Origin of the sequence: Psychrobacter sp. T6-5 (assembly GCF_052258485.2) — a bacterium.
In the GTDB taxonomy this organism is placed as follows: domain Bacteria; phylum Pseudomonadota; class Gammaproteobacteria; order Pseudomonadales; family Moraxellaceae; genus Psychrobacter.
This window is the reverse complement of the sequence record NZ_JBQQEY020000001.1, coordinates 2949919-2967272: the sequence shown is the minus strand read 5'-3', so window position 1 is coordinate 2967272 and position 17354 is coordinate 2949919. Positions and strand designations below refer to the sequence as shown.

9 protein-coding genes and 1 pseudogene are annotated in these 17354 nt (G+C 45.1%); 6 read left to right on the top strand and 4 right to left on the bottom strand.

Annotation, left to right across the window (positions count from 1 at the left end; all coding sequences use genetic code 11):
* The first annotated feature begins 50 nt into the window (after positions 1-50).
* The 4 genes from ACTXGK_RS27420 (at position 51) to ACTXGK_RS27405 (ending at position 9048) form a co-directional block, all read left to right on the top strand.
* Positions 51-2060, top strand: coding sequence for a flotillin family protein (locus ACTXGK_RS27420; RefSeq protein ID WP_443517516.1), 2010 nt, complete (start codon positions 51-53; stop codon positions 2058-2060).
* A gap of 251 nt (positions 2061-2311) precedes the next feature.
* Positions 2312-8515 (top strand): DNA repair ATPase, encoded by a 6204-nt coding sequence (locus ACTXGK_RS27415; RefSeq protein ID WP_443517515.1) that lies wholly within the window; start codon positions 2312-2314, stop codon positions 8513-8515.
* An 80-nt stretch (positions 8516-8595) separates the two neighbouring features.
* Entirely contained in the window at positions 8596-8757 is a 162-nt protein-coding gene (locus ACTXGK_RS27410; protein ID WP_201580330.1) for a DUF2256 domain-containing protein, read from the top strand.
* A gap of 147 nt (positions 8758-8904) precedes the next feature.
* On the top strand, positions 8905-9048 hold the full coding sequence (locus ACTXGK_RS27405) for a DUF2256 domain-containing protein (RefSeq protein WP_443517514.1): 144 nt from the start codon (positions 8905-8907) through the stop codon (positions 9046-9048).
* A 1-nt stretch (position 9049) separates the two neighbouring features.
* On the opposite strand, the gene ACTXGK_RS27400 is transcribed toward ACTXGK_RS27405, so the two are convergent.
* On the bottom strand, positions 9050-9403 hold the full coding sequence (locus tag ACTXGK_RS27400; protein WP_443517513.1) for a hypothetical protein: 354 nt from the start codon (positions 9401-9403) through the stop codon (positions 9050-9052).
* Positions 9404-9503: 100 nt separating this feature from the next.
* Between ACTXGK_RS27400 and ACTXGK_RS27395 the strand changes: the two are divergent.
* Together ACTXGK_RS27395 and ACTXGK_RS27390 are read left to right on the top strand one after the other, a co-directional pair.
* Positions 9504-9611: pseudogene (locus ACTXGK_RS27395) on the top strand (DUF2256 domain-containing protein); the annotation flags it as partial.
* A 26-nt stretch (positions 9612-9637) separates the two neighbouring features.
* Entirely contained in the window at positions 9638-10138 is a 501-nt protein-coding gene (locus tag ACTXGK_RS27390; protein WP_443517512.1) for a hypothetical protein, read from the top strand.
* Between the two features lie 2 nt (positions 10139-10140).
* Here ACTXGK_RS27390 and ACTXGK_RS27385 read toward each other — a convergent pair whose 3' ends face one another.
* The 3 genes from ACTXGK_RS27385 to metH all read right to left on the bottom strand — a co-directional run bounded on the left by ACTXGK_RS27385 (position 10141) and on the right by metH (position 17181).
* Positions 10141-12153: an AAA family ATPase gene (locus ACTXGK_RS27385; protein WP_443517511.1), complete on the bottom strand. Its 2013-nt coding sequence runs from the start codon at positions 12151-12153 to the stop codon at positions 10141-10143.
* A gap of 84 nt (positions 12154-12237) precedes the next feature.
* Positions 12238-13167, bottom strand: a complete 930-nt coding sequence (locus tag ACTXGK_RS27380; RefSeq protein WP_443517510.1) for a bile acid:sodium symporter family protein — start codon at positions 13165-13167, stop codon at positions 12238-12240.
* A gap of 210 nt (positions 13168-13377) precedes the next feature.
* The gene (gene metH / locus ACTXGK_RS27375; RefSeq protein WP_443517509.1) at positions 13378-17181 is read right to left on the bottom strand and encodes a methionine synthase; all 3804 of its coding nucleotides are present in this window, start codon (positions 17179-17181) and stop codon (positions 13378-13380) included.
* Positions 17182-17354: the final 173 nt, after the last annotated feature.

Genomic DNA, 17354 nt, shown 5'->3' with positions numbered 1-17354 from the left:
ATAGTAAGGGTTTTAAATTCGCTTGGAATGTTTTAATTAAAGGAATGGATATGGATATACTCATTATCGTCGGCGTGGTTGTAGTGCTGGCGTTTGTTTTTATGATGGTCGCGCTTTTGATGCTCAAAGCCTTTTACGTCAAGGTTGAGCAGGGCAAAGCACTTATTATCAACGGCGTGAGTAAAATAGCTGTACGTTTTGATGGCGGCTTTGTTTGGCCAGTTATCAACAAAAAAGAGCTGATGAAAATCTCGCTGATCACCTTAGAGGTGGACAGACGCGGCAAAGAAGGACTTATTTGCGCGGATAATATGCGTGCGGACATCACAGTTGCATTTTATCTACGGGTGAATGAAACCGAAGAAGATGTGCTCAAAGTCGCCAAATCCGTCGGCGTTGAGAGAGCCTCTGATAAAGTCGCGGTCAATGAGCTATTCAATGCAAAATTCTCAGAAGCGCTAAAGACCGTCGGTAAGCAGATTGATTTTGTCAAACTGTTCGAAAACCGCAGTCAGTTCCGTGACAGTATCGTCCAAGAAATCGGTAACGATCTGAACGGCTATGTTCTAGAAGATGTGGCGATTGACTATCTAGAGCAAACGCCCAAAGTATCGCTAGACTCAAGCAATATCCTAGATGCTGAGGGTATCAAAAAGATCACTCAGCTTACCGCGTTTCAAAACGTTATTACCAATGAGCTTGAGCGTGACGAAGAGCTGGCGGTTAAGAAAAAGAACGTCGAAACCCGAGAGGCAATGCTGGAGCTGGAGCGTCAACAAGCCGATGCCGAAGCCAAGCAAAAGCGTGAAATCTCGTCAGTGATCGCTCGTGAAACCGCTGAAACTCGCAAGATTGAAGAAGAAGAACGCAAAAAGTCAGAAACCGCCATCATCATGGTAGAGCAAGACTTGGCGATTCAGCGTGAGAACCAGCAACGTGAAATCGAAGTGGCGGGTCAGAACCGTCTGCGTGCCGTAGTCATTGAAGAAGAAAAAGTCACGCGTGCTCGCGATCTAGAAATCGTCTCGCGTGAGCGTGAAGTCGACTTGCAACGTATCGAAGCCGAGCGCGCGATTGAGCTTGAGAAAAAAGAAATCGCCAACGTCATTCGTGAACGTATCGCGGTCGACAAAACTGTGGCGCAAGAAGAAGAACGCATCAAAGAAGTTCGCGAAGTCAGCGAAGCGGAGCGCTCTAAGCAAACGCGCGTACTGGCTGCCGAAGCGGATGCTGAAGAGCTCAAAGTACGTCAGGTGAAAAAGGCAGAAGCCGAAGAGCTATCCGCCAAGCACAAAGCTGTCGAGATCACCACGCTGGCTAATGCCAATCTGGAAGCCTCTGCTAAAGATGCAGAAGCCAAAATCAAAATGGCAGAAGGTATCAAAGCAGAAGAGTCAGCGCATGGCTTTGCTGAAGCGGCAATCCAAGAAGCCAAATCAGTATCGCTTGAAAAAGAAGGCATTGCGAGAGCGAATGTCATCAAGGCAACCGGACAGGCTCAGGCTCAAACAGACCGTGAAAAAGGGATGGCTGAAGCTGAAGTTATCGCGGCTCGCGGTGAATCTAATGCCAAAGCCGAGCGTGATGTCGGTATGGCCAATGCTGAAGTTATCGCCGCTCGCGGTGAGTCAAATGCCAAGGCCGAGCGTGACGTTGGACTGGCAAAAGCCGAAGTCACTCGTGCGCACTTCCAAGCCGAAGCCGATGGTCTGGTTGAGAAGTTCAATGCCATGGGTAGCATGAGCAAAGAGGCACGTGAGCACGAAGAGTTCCGCATGGGACTCGAGACCGCGCTACAAGAAGCCTTGGCATCTATTAATGCAGGTAAAGAGATTGCCAAAGAAAACGCCGAAGTCTTGGCAGTGGCGCTCCAAAAAGCCAAAATCGATATCGTCGGCGGTGAAGCGCACTTCTTTGATAACTTTGCCAAGTCATTGTCGATCGGTAAAGCCATTGATGGCCTAGCGGGTAAGTCAGACACGTTAAGCGGTATTATCAATGGGGTTATGGCCAATCAAGCCAGGAAAGCCAACCAGTCAAATGATGACAGAACCGCTTAAATGATGTGTGATTGGTATACATGTCAGTATTTATAAGCACGCTGCATTTATAAGCAAGCTATCATCTAGATAGCAGCGTGCTATGGCCCATTCGCGCTAAGTTTCTTAAAGCGCGATAGCCAACTCATCATTCATGATGAGTTGGCTAATCTAAAAAATCGCATCACTTCTACTGATTTTTTAGATTAGCCAAGTGCTTCTTTACCTTCAATGATTTCTTATTGCCAAAATATAAAAATGGACGAGCAACGATGGCGGACACGCAAAACCAAACCAATTCAGATAGCAAAAGCGATCCTAACGCTAACCAAGCAACTCAAACCGATCAGGCCGTTGCCTCCGGTAATGCGTACGAGCTCATCAAAAAACGCTTAACAGAGCAGGGCAGCCGTCTAGAGCAATTGACCGCCAAACTAAATGCTGCACGCCTGACGGAATTTGGTAGCACCCAGATGCAGGTCATTGCCCGCACGCGTATCCGTACCGAGCATAACTGTGTGGCGCAGGATATGGTGCAAGTTGGCGACTATCTGCTGTTTGGCTACAACGTGTTTATGGGGCTAAAGCGCGCCAGCAATGTTAAGGATGTACTGTCGCTATATCGTTTGATAGACCCTACTGAGAAAGGCGATAGCGATGAGAGTCAGAAGGGTAATGGTGGTGATAGTGCGGAGCAGGAGTATCAGCTCGAAGAGGTCGATTTAACAGGGACGTTTTTAGATCAAGATGCCTTTGTACAAGACTTCAATGAGCTCTATCGCTACTACAAGCAAACACGCCTGATTCAACTAACCGTTAAAGACAGCAAGCTGCTATTAGCCTTTCAGATTGGTGAGCGTATCACCGATATTCGGGTGTTTCGTTTTGCGTTGGACTTTAGTCAAGGCACACCAGAGTCTGCTCAAGTCGCCTACGTGGACAATCGAGGCGAGCGTGATATCGAGTTGCCACCTGCCTATGATTTTGATTGGATTGAGACCACGCGAGAGCAGATGGTCAATGGTAAGTATCCGCACATGAATATCTTAGATACGATATTTGTGGAAACCGTCGGCGGAGATCTGACCATTAAGATTGAGGACAATACGCAGTCAGGGAATGGCATCTATAGCGAGCCTGTCAATGATCGTACCCAATCGCTGACCGATGCTGAAATTGCCTATGCCAAAGTCGGTAGCTTAATCCTCCTCAAAATATTACCGTACCGCGAGGACAGTTATCGTTATTTTGTTTATAACACCTTAACTGAAGCGGTGCTGCGTTTGGACGCGATCGGTCAGTCGTGTGTGCAGTTGCCCGAAGATCACGGCATCATATTTCCGGGTGGTTATTATTTACAGACGGGCGAGTATAAGCTGTTCGATGCCAATAGTGTCGGTGCCAAAAACTTAAAGTTTAAGCGCAAGATTATCTCGACCAATGGCGAAGATGTTCTATTCTTATTTTATGACAGAGAGCTGGGTATCACGGGGCTGTTTCCTTATAACCTGATCAAAAAACAACTGGCGAATCCGATCTATTGTAATGGTATGGCGTTGGCAGATAACGGTCGCTTAGTACTGTTTAGTGACCAAAGTGAGCCGTCGCGCATTCATCCCATGCAGATATGGCACACCCCTTATGCCTCCCCTGAATATGTGAGCGAATTGCCTGAGAGCACCAGTTTTTATGGCAAAATCGGTAACAAAGAGCTGGTGCGCGGCATCTCTGATCTTTATAGCATTACGCGTCTCATTGACAACCAAAGCGTGTCGCAAAAACTCTATGAAGAGCTGTCGGACAATACCAGCAGATTGTTTGATAGCTACTACTGGCTGTCTGAGCCTGAGCTGACCGATATCGCCAGTAGCATTAAAGAAGTGACAGCGACCGCTGAGCTGGTCATTGATGAATTTGCCAAAGTTCAAAGTATCCAAAAGCAAACCCAAACCGCGCTCGCGGATGCCGAATCTCAACAAAATGAGATCTTGCGGCAGATACGGGTCACGACGTTTGAGTCTGCCAGCGACTATGTCGATCAGCTGTCAGCATTAAGACGACAAAAGGGTCGCTTGGTCAGCCTAGAGGATTTGCGTTATTTAGACAGTGATAAATTAGAAGCGTTGCAGGCGCAGCTAGAAGAAGCAGAAATCGATCTTGCGGAAAAAACCGTACTGTTTTTAAGCGGTGATAAAGCGCTATCAAGCTACGAAGGGATATTGGTCGATGTCAGTGAGCGCTTAAACACGGCGGAGACCAATGCTGAATTAAAGCCAGTGCTGGATAAAATTGACGATACGGCGCAAGGGTTAGACTTGTTGACCGAGCTGCTCGGTACGTTGGATGTTGCTGACGCCACCGTGCGCACGCAAATCATCGATGACATCTCGACCATTTATGCCAGCCTCAACCAGAGCAAAGCCAAACTCAGTCATAAACGCAAAAACTTAGGATCAGCAGAAGCGGTCGCGCAATTTGGCGCGCAGTTCAAGCTGTTTGGTCAATCGATTGCCAATGCTTTATCCATGGCTAATACGCCTGAGAAATCAGATGAGCAAATGGCAAAGCTGCTGGTACAGTTAGAGGAATTAGAAAGCCAGTTCGCGGATCCAGAGACCAATAGCGGCGATCAATTTTTAGCCGATATCATCAGTAAACGTGAAGAGATTTACGAGACCTTTGAAAACCATAAGCAGCAACTGCTCGATGCCCGCAATCGCAAAGCGCAAAACTTAGGCGATGGCGCGCTGCGGATGCTTGAGAGTATTAAGAAGCGCACGCAAAGCACAGGCGTGACGGGCTTTACCGAGGAAGAGGCGCTCAATACTTATTTTGCCTCAGACGGTTTGGTGCAAAAAGTTCGCAACATCGCAAAAGAGCTGCAAGCAATGGGCTTTAGCGTCAAAGCCGATGACATTGATGCGCGCCTAAAAGCTATCCAAATCGAGAGTTATAAAAGCCTAAAAGACAAATCCGACTTGTTTGAAGATGGCGGTCAAATCATCAAGCTGGGCAAGCACCGCTTTTCAGTCAATACGCAGCCATTGGATTTAACCTTGCTTAGTCGCCAGCAGTCGGATGGCAAGCGCGTGCTCAATTTGCATCTGACAGGTACCGACTATTACGAAGCGCTTAACAACGCTGAATTAAATGCCCTGCGTCCGTATTGGGAGATGAATATCGCCTCCGAGTCTGATAAGGTATACCGCGCCGAGTACTTGGCGTATAGCATTATCGAGAGCGCTAAAAACAGTCAAGACGGTCTGACAGAGACCCGTCTATACCAAGCCTACGACGAAACCGTCATTACGTTAGATATCAATGGTGACATCGATAATAACAGTCCGCTGGCAAAGCTGGTCAAAGCCTACGCTACCCCGCGTTATCAGCTCGGTTATGACAAGGGTATTCATGACCATGATGCCACGCTACTGTTGATGCAAATACTACCGACATTACGCGAGGCCGGGCTACTGATTTATACCCCGCAAGTACGTGCCTTGGCGCAACTGTTCTATTGGCAGTTAAATATCGTGCAAGCGTTGGGGCTAGATAACCTACATCAATTTGGCTACGACAACTGGCTGAATGAGTCAATACTGACACACGCAAATAACTGGACGGATAGAGCCGCTACCGCCGAGCAGTTGCGCCGTGCCCTTGGTAGTGATACTGCCAAATCCTTACTGGTTGAGGATATGAGCCAAGTGATGCACCGTTTTGTCGTGGCCTATCGTGACGAACGTATTAGTAGTAGTAATGATGCTAAGCAGACATCAGACGCTGTATTGGAGTCAGAGTCAGATTCAACTATCAGCGATGTTCATAATACCAATATCTTTAAACCAAGCTATGTACAGCTGGCTTGCGAATACTTGGTCAGTGTCATGGGGCAGTCAACGGAATCAAATGCTGCCGCATATAACAAAATGAACTGGCAAACCAGCAAGCAAGCCGAGCAATTATGCGAGCAGCTGAGCCAAACGCTGAGTAGCTCTCCCGTCAGTACGCAAAACACTGCCAGCTTTGCGCAGCTACAGTCTTCCATCGGTAAGCTCGGTTTCCAACCAAAATCAGCCTATGAGCTACTGGCGACATGGTTTCATGCATTACTTGATAAGACTTACGGTAATAGTGAGTCGGCTAACGCAGCAGATGATGGCACGGATGAGGCAGGCGAGGCGCTGAGTGAAGCGCAGTTGGCTGAACGTCAAGAAAAAGAGGCACTACGCAAACAGCAGCTAGAGAGCGGTCGTCATTATGTGCCCGAAGCGATTGCTGTTTTACTTACTCAACTGAACGATGTGCAGCGTGAAGCCTTGGTACAGCGTCTGATTGACTCGGGCGCGAGTTTTGATAAAGGCGGCGCAAATAAAGGCACAGCTAATGCCGCTTCCACCTTATCGTTCTCCTCACCTTCAGCGTCATCATCGACATCACTGACCAGTATCAATAACCCGCTCAATCCAGTACAAAGTTTTGTGCGTCACACAGGCAAGGTGTCGCTTGAAATACAAGTTAACGGTTTATTGGGTGAGCATACACGTATTCATCAGCAGAGCCTAACCTTTACCGTTGATGACTTTTTAAACCGTTTGCATCATCACGATACCCAAGTGATCCCTGCCTATCGACGTTATCTGGCGATGCGCTCAGAGATATTACATGAGTCAAAAGAAACCTTGCGACTGGACGAATTTATGCCGCGTCCCTTGTCCTCATTCGTGCGTAACCGTCTGATTAATGAGAGCTACCTGCCACTCATCGGTGATAACCTTGCCAAACAGATGGGCACGGTCGGTGAGGATAAGCGGACTGACTTGATGGGCATCCTGATGATGATATCGCCACCAGGGTATGGTAAAACCACCTTGATGGAGTATGTGGCCAATCGTCTCGGCCTGATCTTTATGAAGATTAATTGTCCGTCACTCGGTCATGACGTCACCTCACTAGATCCCGAAAAAGCGCCCAATGCTACCGCACGGGAAGAGCTGAATAAAATCAACTTAGCCTTTGAGATGGGCAATAACGTCATGCTGTATCTTGATGACATTCAGCATACGCATGCGGAATTTTTGCAGAAGTTTATCTCACTCGGCGATGGCACGCGCCGTATTGATGGCGTCTGGCAAGGCAAGACCAAAACCTATGACATGCGCGGCAAAAAGTTCTGCGTGGTCATGGCGGGTAACCCGTATACCGAAAGCGGCGAAGCCTTTAAAGTGCCTGACATGCTCGCCAACCGTGCCGATATCTACAACTTAGGCGATATCATGAGTGGTATGGAAGATATCTTTGCCCTCAGTTATATCGAAAACTCACTAACCTCTAATAGTGTCCTTGCACCACTGGCAAATCGCGATTTAAGCGATGTGCATCGCTTTATCAAAATGGCAAAAACGGATAATGCCAACCTCGCGCAAGCGCAAAGCAGCGATCTGACCTATCCATATAGCACCTCGGAGATTAACGAGATTATCGCGATCTTGCGTCATATGTTTGCCGTGCAAGCAGTCATTTTGGACGTCAACCAAGCTTATATTGCCTCCGCCTCGCAAGATGATAAATATCGCGTTGAGCCGATATTTAAGCTACAAGGCAGTTATCGCAATATGAATAAGATGACCGAAAAGCTGTCAGCGGTCATGAATGAGAATGAGCTAAACCAGCTGATAGACGATCACTATCTGGGTGAGTCGCAGCTATTGACCCAAGGCGCAGAGAGCAACTTGCTCAAGCTTGGTGAGATGCGCGGTGTGTTGACCGATGTGGAAAAAGAACGTTGGGCGCAAATCAAAGCCGACTTCTTGCGCAACAAAGCCATGGGCGGCGAAGACGGCGATACAGGCGCGCGTATCGTCGCGCAGTTGGTCGACTTGGCGAGTGGCTTTAATGCCATTAGTCGTCAGTTTGAGACTTACTTAACCAAAAATGATCCAGAGCAAATCGCTCGCTTGCGAGAAGTAGAGCGTAAGGCCCAGTTAGAAACTCAGATGGAGGCGCAATTAGCCTCACAAAAAATCCTCGCCGATAGCGTGATCAATAATGCCAAAGTCGTCAGCGATAGCATCGATAATGGCTTTGAGAAAAGCGTAAGCCAATTGCTACAAATATACAAGCATGATCATAAAGCCGAAGGCGAGTATCTCAAGCAAAACCAAGATGCGCAAAAAGCGCTGATGGAGCAACTGGTCGACGCCGTGGAGCAACTGGCACACAATATGGCGGACAGCTTGTCTTGTAGCTTAGCCGAAAGCCTGATTAAAAATGATGATAGTAAAACCGTAGAGAGCAATGCGCCTGATATCCATGAGCAGACCACACTGATGGCCAATGCGCTCAAGCAAGCGCTAGCACCACTGACGATGCGCATGGATGAGAAGCTCGCGATTGATAGCAGTACTGATCAATCTGGTAAACTGATCGTCAACAGTCTCAATCGCCTAAATAAAATATTTGACGATTATGACTAGTCACTGTGACTAATAGCAATGATACGTAGTAGGCTATAGTGACACGTGACTGATGTCGTAAACAAACCAATGAGAAATGTATGGCGCACAAAAAAAAGAATGTCCGAAAAAAACTCTGCCCCATCTGTGAGCGTGAGTTTAGTTGGACTAAAAAGCTGGATAAAAACTGGGAGAGCATGGTCTACTGCTCAGACCAATGCCGTCGAATCAAGAAATATGAGGGTGTCGAGCATCAAAAATAAGATGATACCAAACGCCAAAAATACGATTAGCTGCGTCAAAATCGCTTAGCCTACAATGCGTAGTACTGGCACTCTTTTTCCTTGCTACTCTAATTTTTGTGTATGGTATGGATAATTCATAAGTCAAATAGATAAGGTAGGGCAGTTATGGCACATAAAAAAGTAAATCTACCGCAAAAAACCTGTCCCGTCTGTCATCGTCCGTTTACGTGGCGTAAGAAGTGGGAGAAGGACTGGGAGCAGGTGATTTATTGTTCGGAACGGTGTCGGCGGGGGAAGAGTAAAGATTGATTTATAAATTAGGATTTTTAATCAAATTTCGCTCATAAATAGTGGAGTCATCTTCGTCAGTCCATAAATGACCATTATCTATAATTAATTTGCTTTGAATCAATGCATCAACTATATGGTCAGTAACTTCAACATATTCGTTGATATTATGCCTGAAAGGCTCTAGAGCAGACTCATAACTGTCATATTCTGGTAAAAATAGAATATCATCACCACTATTTTCCAACATATACCATGTGACCATTAAGCATGCCACATCGCTAGCATAAATTTCATTAGGCTTGCTAAAGGGTAGGTGAGCAAATAGTAAATACTCTTTTTTAGTTCGGTTAAATAAAGTTTGAGATGCTGGCATTTTTTATCTCTTAGATAACATTAAGACCTATATTATGATATCTGATTGATTTATTAACTGTAATATTAGTAAAAGTTGATGGAATCAAACGAAAAATTTTCCCATCTGCCAGCGTTCTTTTACGTGGCGTAAAAAGTGGAAAAAGGATTGGGAGCAGGTGATTTATTGTTCTGAGCGGTGTCGTCGGACGAAAGGTAAATCAGATTGAGGTAGTCCAAAACATTAAGGTAAATTATGAGTCAACATTTTGAACAATCAAGCTTTCGAGAAAAGCTCATTGAACATTTATTCGTTAGTGAAATGCTTAAGCTTTCTTGGTTGAAGGGCGATTGCCAACTTGAGGTACTGAAGCCAGAAGTTGATAATGCTGGTTGTGACATTGTTCTAGAAACCAAAAATATTATTCGTCATATCCAGCTTAAAACTTCAAAACTAGGTGGAAAAATACCAAGTCAGAAGGTCAATATTCGATTGGCGAGCAAACCTTCAGGATGTGTCGTCTGGATAGTATTCGACGAGAAAACATTGGAGCTATGCTATTTTTACTTTTTCGGCTCCGAAGCTGGAATACCACTGATTGGACTCGAAAATGCGAAAATCGCTAAACATACCAAAGCCAATGTGGATGGTATAAAAGCTGAACGGCCTAATATTCGCACTATTAATAAAGGTCGATTTGATCGTTACGACAGTATTGAAGCTTTATATAACGTCTTGTTCGTTCCAAAGAATTAAGGTTATTGATTATTTTTCTCAATATGCTCGAATATTTTTTCACATATCTGTTTTGCAGAATCTGTGAGATTCCAGTCCTCATTTTCCATTAAGGTTATGACATCGCGACAAAAATTTGTTTTGTTCTTAATCGTTTTTTGACCACCTTCTGAGAAGGTAAAAGACGTCTCTTCTTCAGCTACAACTGGTACTATTCTGTCTGAGCGCATTGCTGTAAGTATGTTATCCAAATAGTCACCAATGCCTAAATTTGAGCTCTCATAACTATCATCGAAATATTTATCATACTCATCTTTGTACGCCAGCTTACTTTGATTACCTTTATTAGCTAGTCCGCTATGAGGACACATAGTAAAGAATTTCTTTCTCAAAAGGTTAGCAGGCAACGTATTTTCTGTCTCTTTACCTTGAGTAACTACTATATTATCGTTCAATTGATCTTGAAGTTCTGCAAATCTAGGCTTACCTCTTAAATCTGCATCGGCAATGACGAGAGCGTGTGAAGTGGTTAATACAGCAGGAAGTCCTTTATCGGAGCTACTATCCACGTCATCAGGACAATCTACTTCAAAATCCCAATGCTCTAAGTTTGAGCCTTGATACTCTACGAATGCATAATGATAACCATCGATGAAACGTGAATAATCTTGCCATTTCTCTTCATCAGTCGTCTTTATTTCTTCCAAATATTTCTTTAAATATTGAACAAAATATAGACGGTCAGTAATACCTTCTATCCAAATGGTACAATTAGCTAAAAACACTGAAGAAGGTGACACACCAAGTGTTTGCAATATAGTACGGTCACCATCACAACGCTTGATTACCGTTTCGTATTTGTTCTCTTCGTCGTTTATTTGCTCTTTATCCACACGATACAAAGCAATACGTTTGTCTTCGTTAATCATATCAAGCAAGTAATTTGAATGACTGGTCGCCATGTAGTAATGGTTAGTTTCATTTAACAAGAATTTCATAACCTGCTTTACATAACCTGCATGTAAGTGCATTTCTGGCTCTTCGATAAAAAAGAAAGAAGGTTCTGTGGTCAAGAAGGCCTTATAAGTAAGGATAATAACTTGCTGTAAACCATCACCGAGTTGAGAGATGGGGAATTGTTCCTCGTCACCAATTTTAATTTCTATAGTGTCAGTTTTTAAATATGGAATGATGGTGATAGTTTCGTTGTTAAAAAAATAGTGAGATAGCTTTTCCTGATAGTCTTGGATTCTTTGCCTTTCATTAGGTTTCCCCAAGAGTGAATCTGTTAATAAATCAAAAAACTCTTCACCTGAAATGATTTGATGATCTATGAAATCATAGTCCTGATAAGCTCTTTGAAGTAAAGGGTTAGAGATTAAAACTTCTTTTACTTGGTCAGAATTCCGCGTGGGATGCTTCCTTGCAGAATTTTTTATTTTTTCACCTATAGAAGTTATACCTGATGAGATAGTTTCATCTAGCTCCGAATTTTTAGATAGCTTCTTCAGACTCCGTAGGTTACTAACATAAAAGATATTAAATTTAGTGACATTCATATTTTGATAAATTTTGAAGACTGCTGACGGATCATCTATAAAGTCGCTAAAGGCTGCAATTATTTCCTCTTCATTAAAGTCAACATGCTTATAACTTTCATAATCATGGCTTCCAGCCATTGAAGAATGTTGAACAAAGTTACTTATTGAAAATATATCTTTGATAATTGGGTCAAAGTTAGATAACATCGTTTCAAAGTCAGTTAATTCATTCCATTTTAAAATGTTACTAGATTTATTAAATTTAACTAAAGTATTTCTTATTGCATCAAAACGAGAATAAGAAGGGCGTACCTCTATCTCATTCTTATAACATTGAATAGCTAATTCTCGCATAAAACGGCTTTTGCCAGAATTGTTAGCTCCTACAATAACATTCAAGCGTTTCAGTTCAAAAGGGTGGTCTCGATTCAAACCTTCGCTTGAATCGAAATCTGTATATCCGTTCTTGAACCAAAGCTCTATAGTATCTTCCATTCATATAACCTTAATTATTCATAAATCTAAATTCCATCAACATTAAAGCACTCGTAATTAAGATACAAGTAATAAAACTACTACCTACCTAGCATCCCTTTTCGCAAAAATATTCGCAACCAATGCACCACTAAAGTTATGCCATACACTAAATATTGCACTCGGTAAGGCAGCGACAGGATTGAAATACGTCGCGGCAAGGGCAGCACCCAAACCAGAGTTTTGCATCCCCACTTCCACCATAATGGCGCGGCGCTGTTTCTCGGTAAATCCGGACAAGCGCGCGATCACATATCCCAAGGTATATCCCAGCATATTGTGTAGGGCTACCACGACAAAGACGATAGCACCGCTATCTAAAATAGTCGCCTTAGACACTGCCACCACCGCCGCGATGATAATAGAAATCCCCAATACCGACACCATCGGCAAAACCTCGGTGACGAACTCGATCCTTTTACCCAAAAATTTATGAAAGATAACACCCAACAATATGGGCAAGATGACGATTTTGGTAATGGTCATCATCATACTGGCTAGATCGATATCGATCAGCTGACCAGCAAACACGTTTAATAGAATAGGGGTCAAAAAGGGTGCAAGTAGGGTAGAGATAGAGGTAATCGCCACACTCAGCGCCACATCCCCTTTAGCCAAAAATGTAATCACGTTACTAGACGTACCGCCAGGGCAACAGCCTACCAAGATGACACCGACCGCGATTAAAGGATCAAGGTTAAAGATGACGGTTAATAGGTAAGCGATCAGCGGCATGAGCGTGAATTGTGCCAACAGTCCTACTAGTACAGGTTTGGGGCGTTTGACAATCTCTAGGAAATCTTCGGTTTTGAGCATCATACCCATGCCAAACATGATGATGCCAAGTATCGGCACAATCAAAAAAGCTAATGAAGCAAAAAATGTAGGAAATATAAAGCCCAACACAGCACTGACCAATGCCCAGATTGCAAAGGTTTTGCCAATCCAACTAGAAAGTAATGCAATCTGATTCATAGCCTGTCTCACAACAATAAAAGTAATATAGTAGACAATAATCTAGCATGGTTATCGACCATGAATGATAAAAGTATTTTGCTATGAACGTAGCGATAAGTTTGCTGATAATAAATAAAGGATGCGCCATAAAAAATGGCTTACTCATATTAAATGAATAAGCCAAAAAATAACGATAAATGATTTGAGCGTTAATTAAGTTTTGAAAATCTACAAATTCGGATTTAACCACTTCTCAGCCGTTTTCATATCCCAGCCTTTACGCTCAGCATAGCTCTCTAACTGATCACGACTGATCTTACCGACATTGAAATACTCACTATCAGGATGCGAGTAATAGAATCCACTAACCGATGACGCAGGCCACATCGCATAGCTTTCGGTTAAGGTTGTACCGATTGCCTCGACTGTACCGAGCCAGTCAAACAGTTTACCTTTTTCGGTATGCTCAGGGCACGCAGGGTAGCCAGGAGCAGGGCGGATGCCGACGTATTTTTCTTTAATCATTTCCTCATTGGTGAGTGACTCAGTCGGCTGATAGCCCCAATACTCTTTACGGATGAGCTCATGTAGATGCTCGGCAAAGGCTTCTGCTAAGCGGTCAGATAGCGCTTGTACCATGATGGCGTTGTAGTCATCGCCTGCCGCTTTATAGTGCTCAGCAAGCGCTTCTGTCCCGACGATGGAGACGGTAAAGCCGCCCAAGTGATCGGTATGCGTCTCTGATGGCGAGATAAAGTCCGCCAAGCTCAGGTTTGGCTTGCCGCTTGCTTTATCGCTTTGCTGACGTAAGTGCTCGAACTGATAAGTTGGGCTGCCACCACTCTGTGGGTCATTATCATAAACAGTTACCGTGTCTGCACCAGTACGGCGAGCAGGCATCAGTTTAAACACGCCTTTTGCTACGATTGATTTTTCCTCAATCATTTTGTGTAGTAGCTCTTCAGCGTTCTCAAACAAATCTCGTGCCGCTTCACCCACCACATCATCTTGCAAGATTTTTGGGTATTTACCCGTTAGACCCCAAGAGATAAAGAACGGTGTCCAGTCGATATACGGCAGCAGGTTGTTGATAGGATAGTCATCCAATATCACTTGTCCTAACTTATTTGGCACTGGTGGCACATAGTTTTCCCAATCATACTGAAAGCCAATCTTGACCGATTCGGCATAGGTGACTTTGGCCGCTTTTGGTTGACGCTTGGCAAGGCGTTCACGTACTTTGATGTACTCTTCACGGGTCTCATCGATGAGGGCAGTACGGTGCTCTTTGGATAGCAGCTTGGTCACCACGCCGACGGAGCGCGAGGCGTCCGAGACATAGATGACCGCATCATTTTGATATTGCGGCTCGACCTTGACAGCAGTATGCGCTTTAGAGGTCGTTGCGCCGCCGATCATCAAGGGTAGAGTCATGCCGCGCTCTTGCATTTGCTTGGCAACATAGACCATTTCATCGAGACTGGGGGTGATCAGACCTGACAGACCGATGATATCGACTTTTTCTCTGATAGCGGTATCAAGGATGGTTTCGCACGGTACCATCACGCCCAGATCGACGATGTCATAGCCATTACAGCCAAGTACCACGCCAACGATGTTTTTGCCGATATCATGCACGTCGCCTTTGACGGTTGCCATAAGGATTTTGCCTTTGACTTCGCCTTCGAATTTTTCCGCTTCGATGTACGGGTTTAGCCAAGCAACGGATTGCTTCATGACGCGCGCTGATTTGACGACTTGTGGTAGGAACATCTTGCCCGCACCGAATAAATCACCGACGATATTCATACCGTCCATGAGTGGTCCTTCGATGACCTCGAGCGGTTTGGGGTATTTCTCCCACGCTTCTTTGGTGTCTTCTTCGATAAAGGTGGTCACGCCTTTAACGAGAGCATGAGCGATACGCTCTTCTACCGTACCCTCACGCCAGCTCATATCGACGGTGCTGTCTTTTTTCTTGCCGCCGTCTTGGTAATTTTCAGCGACGGTCATTAGGCGTTCGGTCGCATCCTGACCCGTTTCACCTTGATTGCGGTTGAGCATGACGTCTTCGATGGCATCACGCGCCTCGACAGGAATATCATCATACAGCTCTAGCATAGCTGGGTTAACGATACCCATGGTCAGGCCATTTTTGATCGCGTGAAATAGGAACACAGAGTTGATCGCTTCACGGATGGGGTTACCACGGAAACTAAACGACACGTTGGATACCCCGCCCGAGACCATAGCATTTGGCAGGTTCTCTGTGATCCAGCGTGTGGCATTGATAAAGTCCGCGCCGTAGTTGTTATGCTCAGTGATACCCGTGGCGACGGCAAAAATATTGGGATCAAAGATAATGTCCTCGCTAGGGAAGCCCACTTCGTTGACCAATACGTCATAGCTACGCTTTGATATCTCAATTTTGCGCTCGTAGGTATCGGCTTGTCCGTCTTCATCGAACGCCATGACGATAACGGCTGCCCCATAACGCATGCATAGTTTGGCGCGCTCAACGAACTCAGCATGACCTTCTTTTAGGGAGATGGAGTTGACGACAGATTTACCCTGCGTACGTTTTAGGCCTTCTTCGATGATGTCCCATTTAGACGAGTCAATCATGAGTGGCACACGGCTGATATCTGGCTCACCTGAGACGAGGTTGACGAAGTGAATCATTGCTTGCTTGGAGTCGAGCATACCCTCGTCCATATTGATATCGACGATCTGCGCGCCGCCCTCGACCTGATCGCGCGCGACATCGAGTGCTTCAAGATAGGCTTCGGTCTTAATCAAACGGAGGAATTTCTTTGAGCCTGTGACGTTAGTACGCTCACCGACATTGACAAACAAACTGTCAGCATTGATGGTAAAAGGCTCTAGACCTGACAAGCGACAGGCAGGCGCAATTTCAGGAATCACGCGTGGTGCATAGTTTGCTACCATTTTAGCGATTTGACGGATATGCTCAGGTGTCGTACCACAGCAGCCGCCAACGATGTTTAAGATACCCGCTTTGGCAAAGCCTTCGAGTAGGGCTGCGGTTTCTTCAGCGGTTTCGTCGTACTCACCAAACTCATTGGGCAGACCCGCGTTTGGATGCGCAGAGACATAAGTATCAGCGATGTTCGATAGCGTTTGAATATGCGGACGTAGCGCATCAGCACCTAGCGCACAGTTAAAGCCAACAGATAGTGGTTTGGCATGGCGAATCGAGTTATAGAACGCTTCCGCCGTTTGACCAGATAGCGTACGACCTGACGCATCGGTAATCGTCCCTGAAATCATGATAGGCAGCTTAAAACCAATATCTTCAAACACACCGGTGATGGCAAATATCGCCGCCTTGGCATTGAGCGTATCAAAAATTGTCTCAATCAAAATAAGATCGACGCCGCCTTCTATCAGGCATAAGGTCGCTTCACGGTAGTTTAGGACCAGCTCATCAAAGGTAATGTTACGAAAGGCAGGATCATTGACATCAGGTGATATCGAGCACGTGCGTGAGGTTGGACCAACGACACCTGCGACAAACCGCGGCTTTTCAGGCGTCTTGGCGGTAAATTCATCAGCCGCCTCGCGCGCAATTTTGGCTGCTGTCTTATTCAGCTCAGGCACCAAATACTGCATGTCATAGTCAGCCATCGACAGACGCGTACCGTTAAAGGTATTGGTCTCGATGATATCCGCACCAGCCAACAGATGATCGTGATGAATATCTCTGATCATATGCGGCTGGGTTAGCACCAGCAAATCATTATTGCCGCGCACATCTTGGTCGATATCGGCAAAACGCTCACCACGATAATCTGCTTCTTCTAGTTTATAGGTCTGAATTTGCGTACCCATTGCCCCATCTAACATCAAGATGCGTGATGCCATCTGCTCGGTGATACGGGCGCGCGCGGTGAGCTGCTGCTCCTTATAAGGAAAGACAGCAGGCGGCGTTAAGATAAAGTCATCAGCGGATGATGAGTCAGAAGTAGTATCAGAGTGAGAAGAGGTCGGTGAGGTCATCGTTTGAGTCATAGGTGCGCTGCTTATATCGTCAATATTATAAAAGGAAGGATTAACAAACCAATAGAGTGCAAAGCCTTATAGAGGAAATCATCAAATTTGAATTATTCTAGCATGAAAAATATAGCACACATGGATACTGCCCATTCTACTTTTACCATAGACAAGCAGATACCTATTCGCTG

Coding starts and splice junctions, on each gene's coding strand:
- ACTXGK_RS27415 (WP_443517515.1), top strand. CDS start 2,312: ATGGCGGACACGCAAAACCAAACCAATTCAGATAGCAAAAGCGATCCT.
- metH (WP_443517509.1), bottom strand. CDS start 17,181: ATGACTCAAACGATGACCTCACCGACCTCTTCTCACTCTGATACTACT.
- ACTXGK_RS27385 (WP_443517511.1), bottom strand. CDS start 12,153: ATGGAAGATACTATAGAGCTTTGGTTCAAGAACGGATATACAGATTTC.
- ACTXGK_RS27405 (WP_443517514.1), top strand. CDS start 8,905: ATGGCACATAAAAAAGTAAATCTACCGCAAAAAACCTGTCCCGTCTGT.
- ACTXGK_RS27420 (WP_443517516.1), top strand. CDS start 51: ATGGATATACTCATTATCGTCGGCGTGGTTGTAGTGCTGGCGTTTGTT.
- ACTXGK_RS27380 (WP_443517510.1), bottom strand. CDS start 13,167: ATGAATCAGATTGCATTACTTTCTAGTTGGATTGGCAAAACCTTTGCA.
- ACTXGK_RS27400 (WP_443517513.1), bottom strand. CDS start 9,403: ATGCCAGCATCTCAAACTTTATTTAACCGAACTAAAAAAGAGTATTTA.
- ACTXGK_RS27390 (WP_443517512.1), top strand. CDS start 9,638: ATGAGTCAACATTTTGAACAATCAAGCTTTCGAGAAAAGCTCATTGAA.
- ACTXGK_RS27410 (WP_201580330.1), top strand. CDS start 8,596: ATGGCGCACAAAAAAAAGAATGTCCGAAAAAAACTCTGCCCCATCTGT.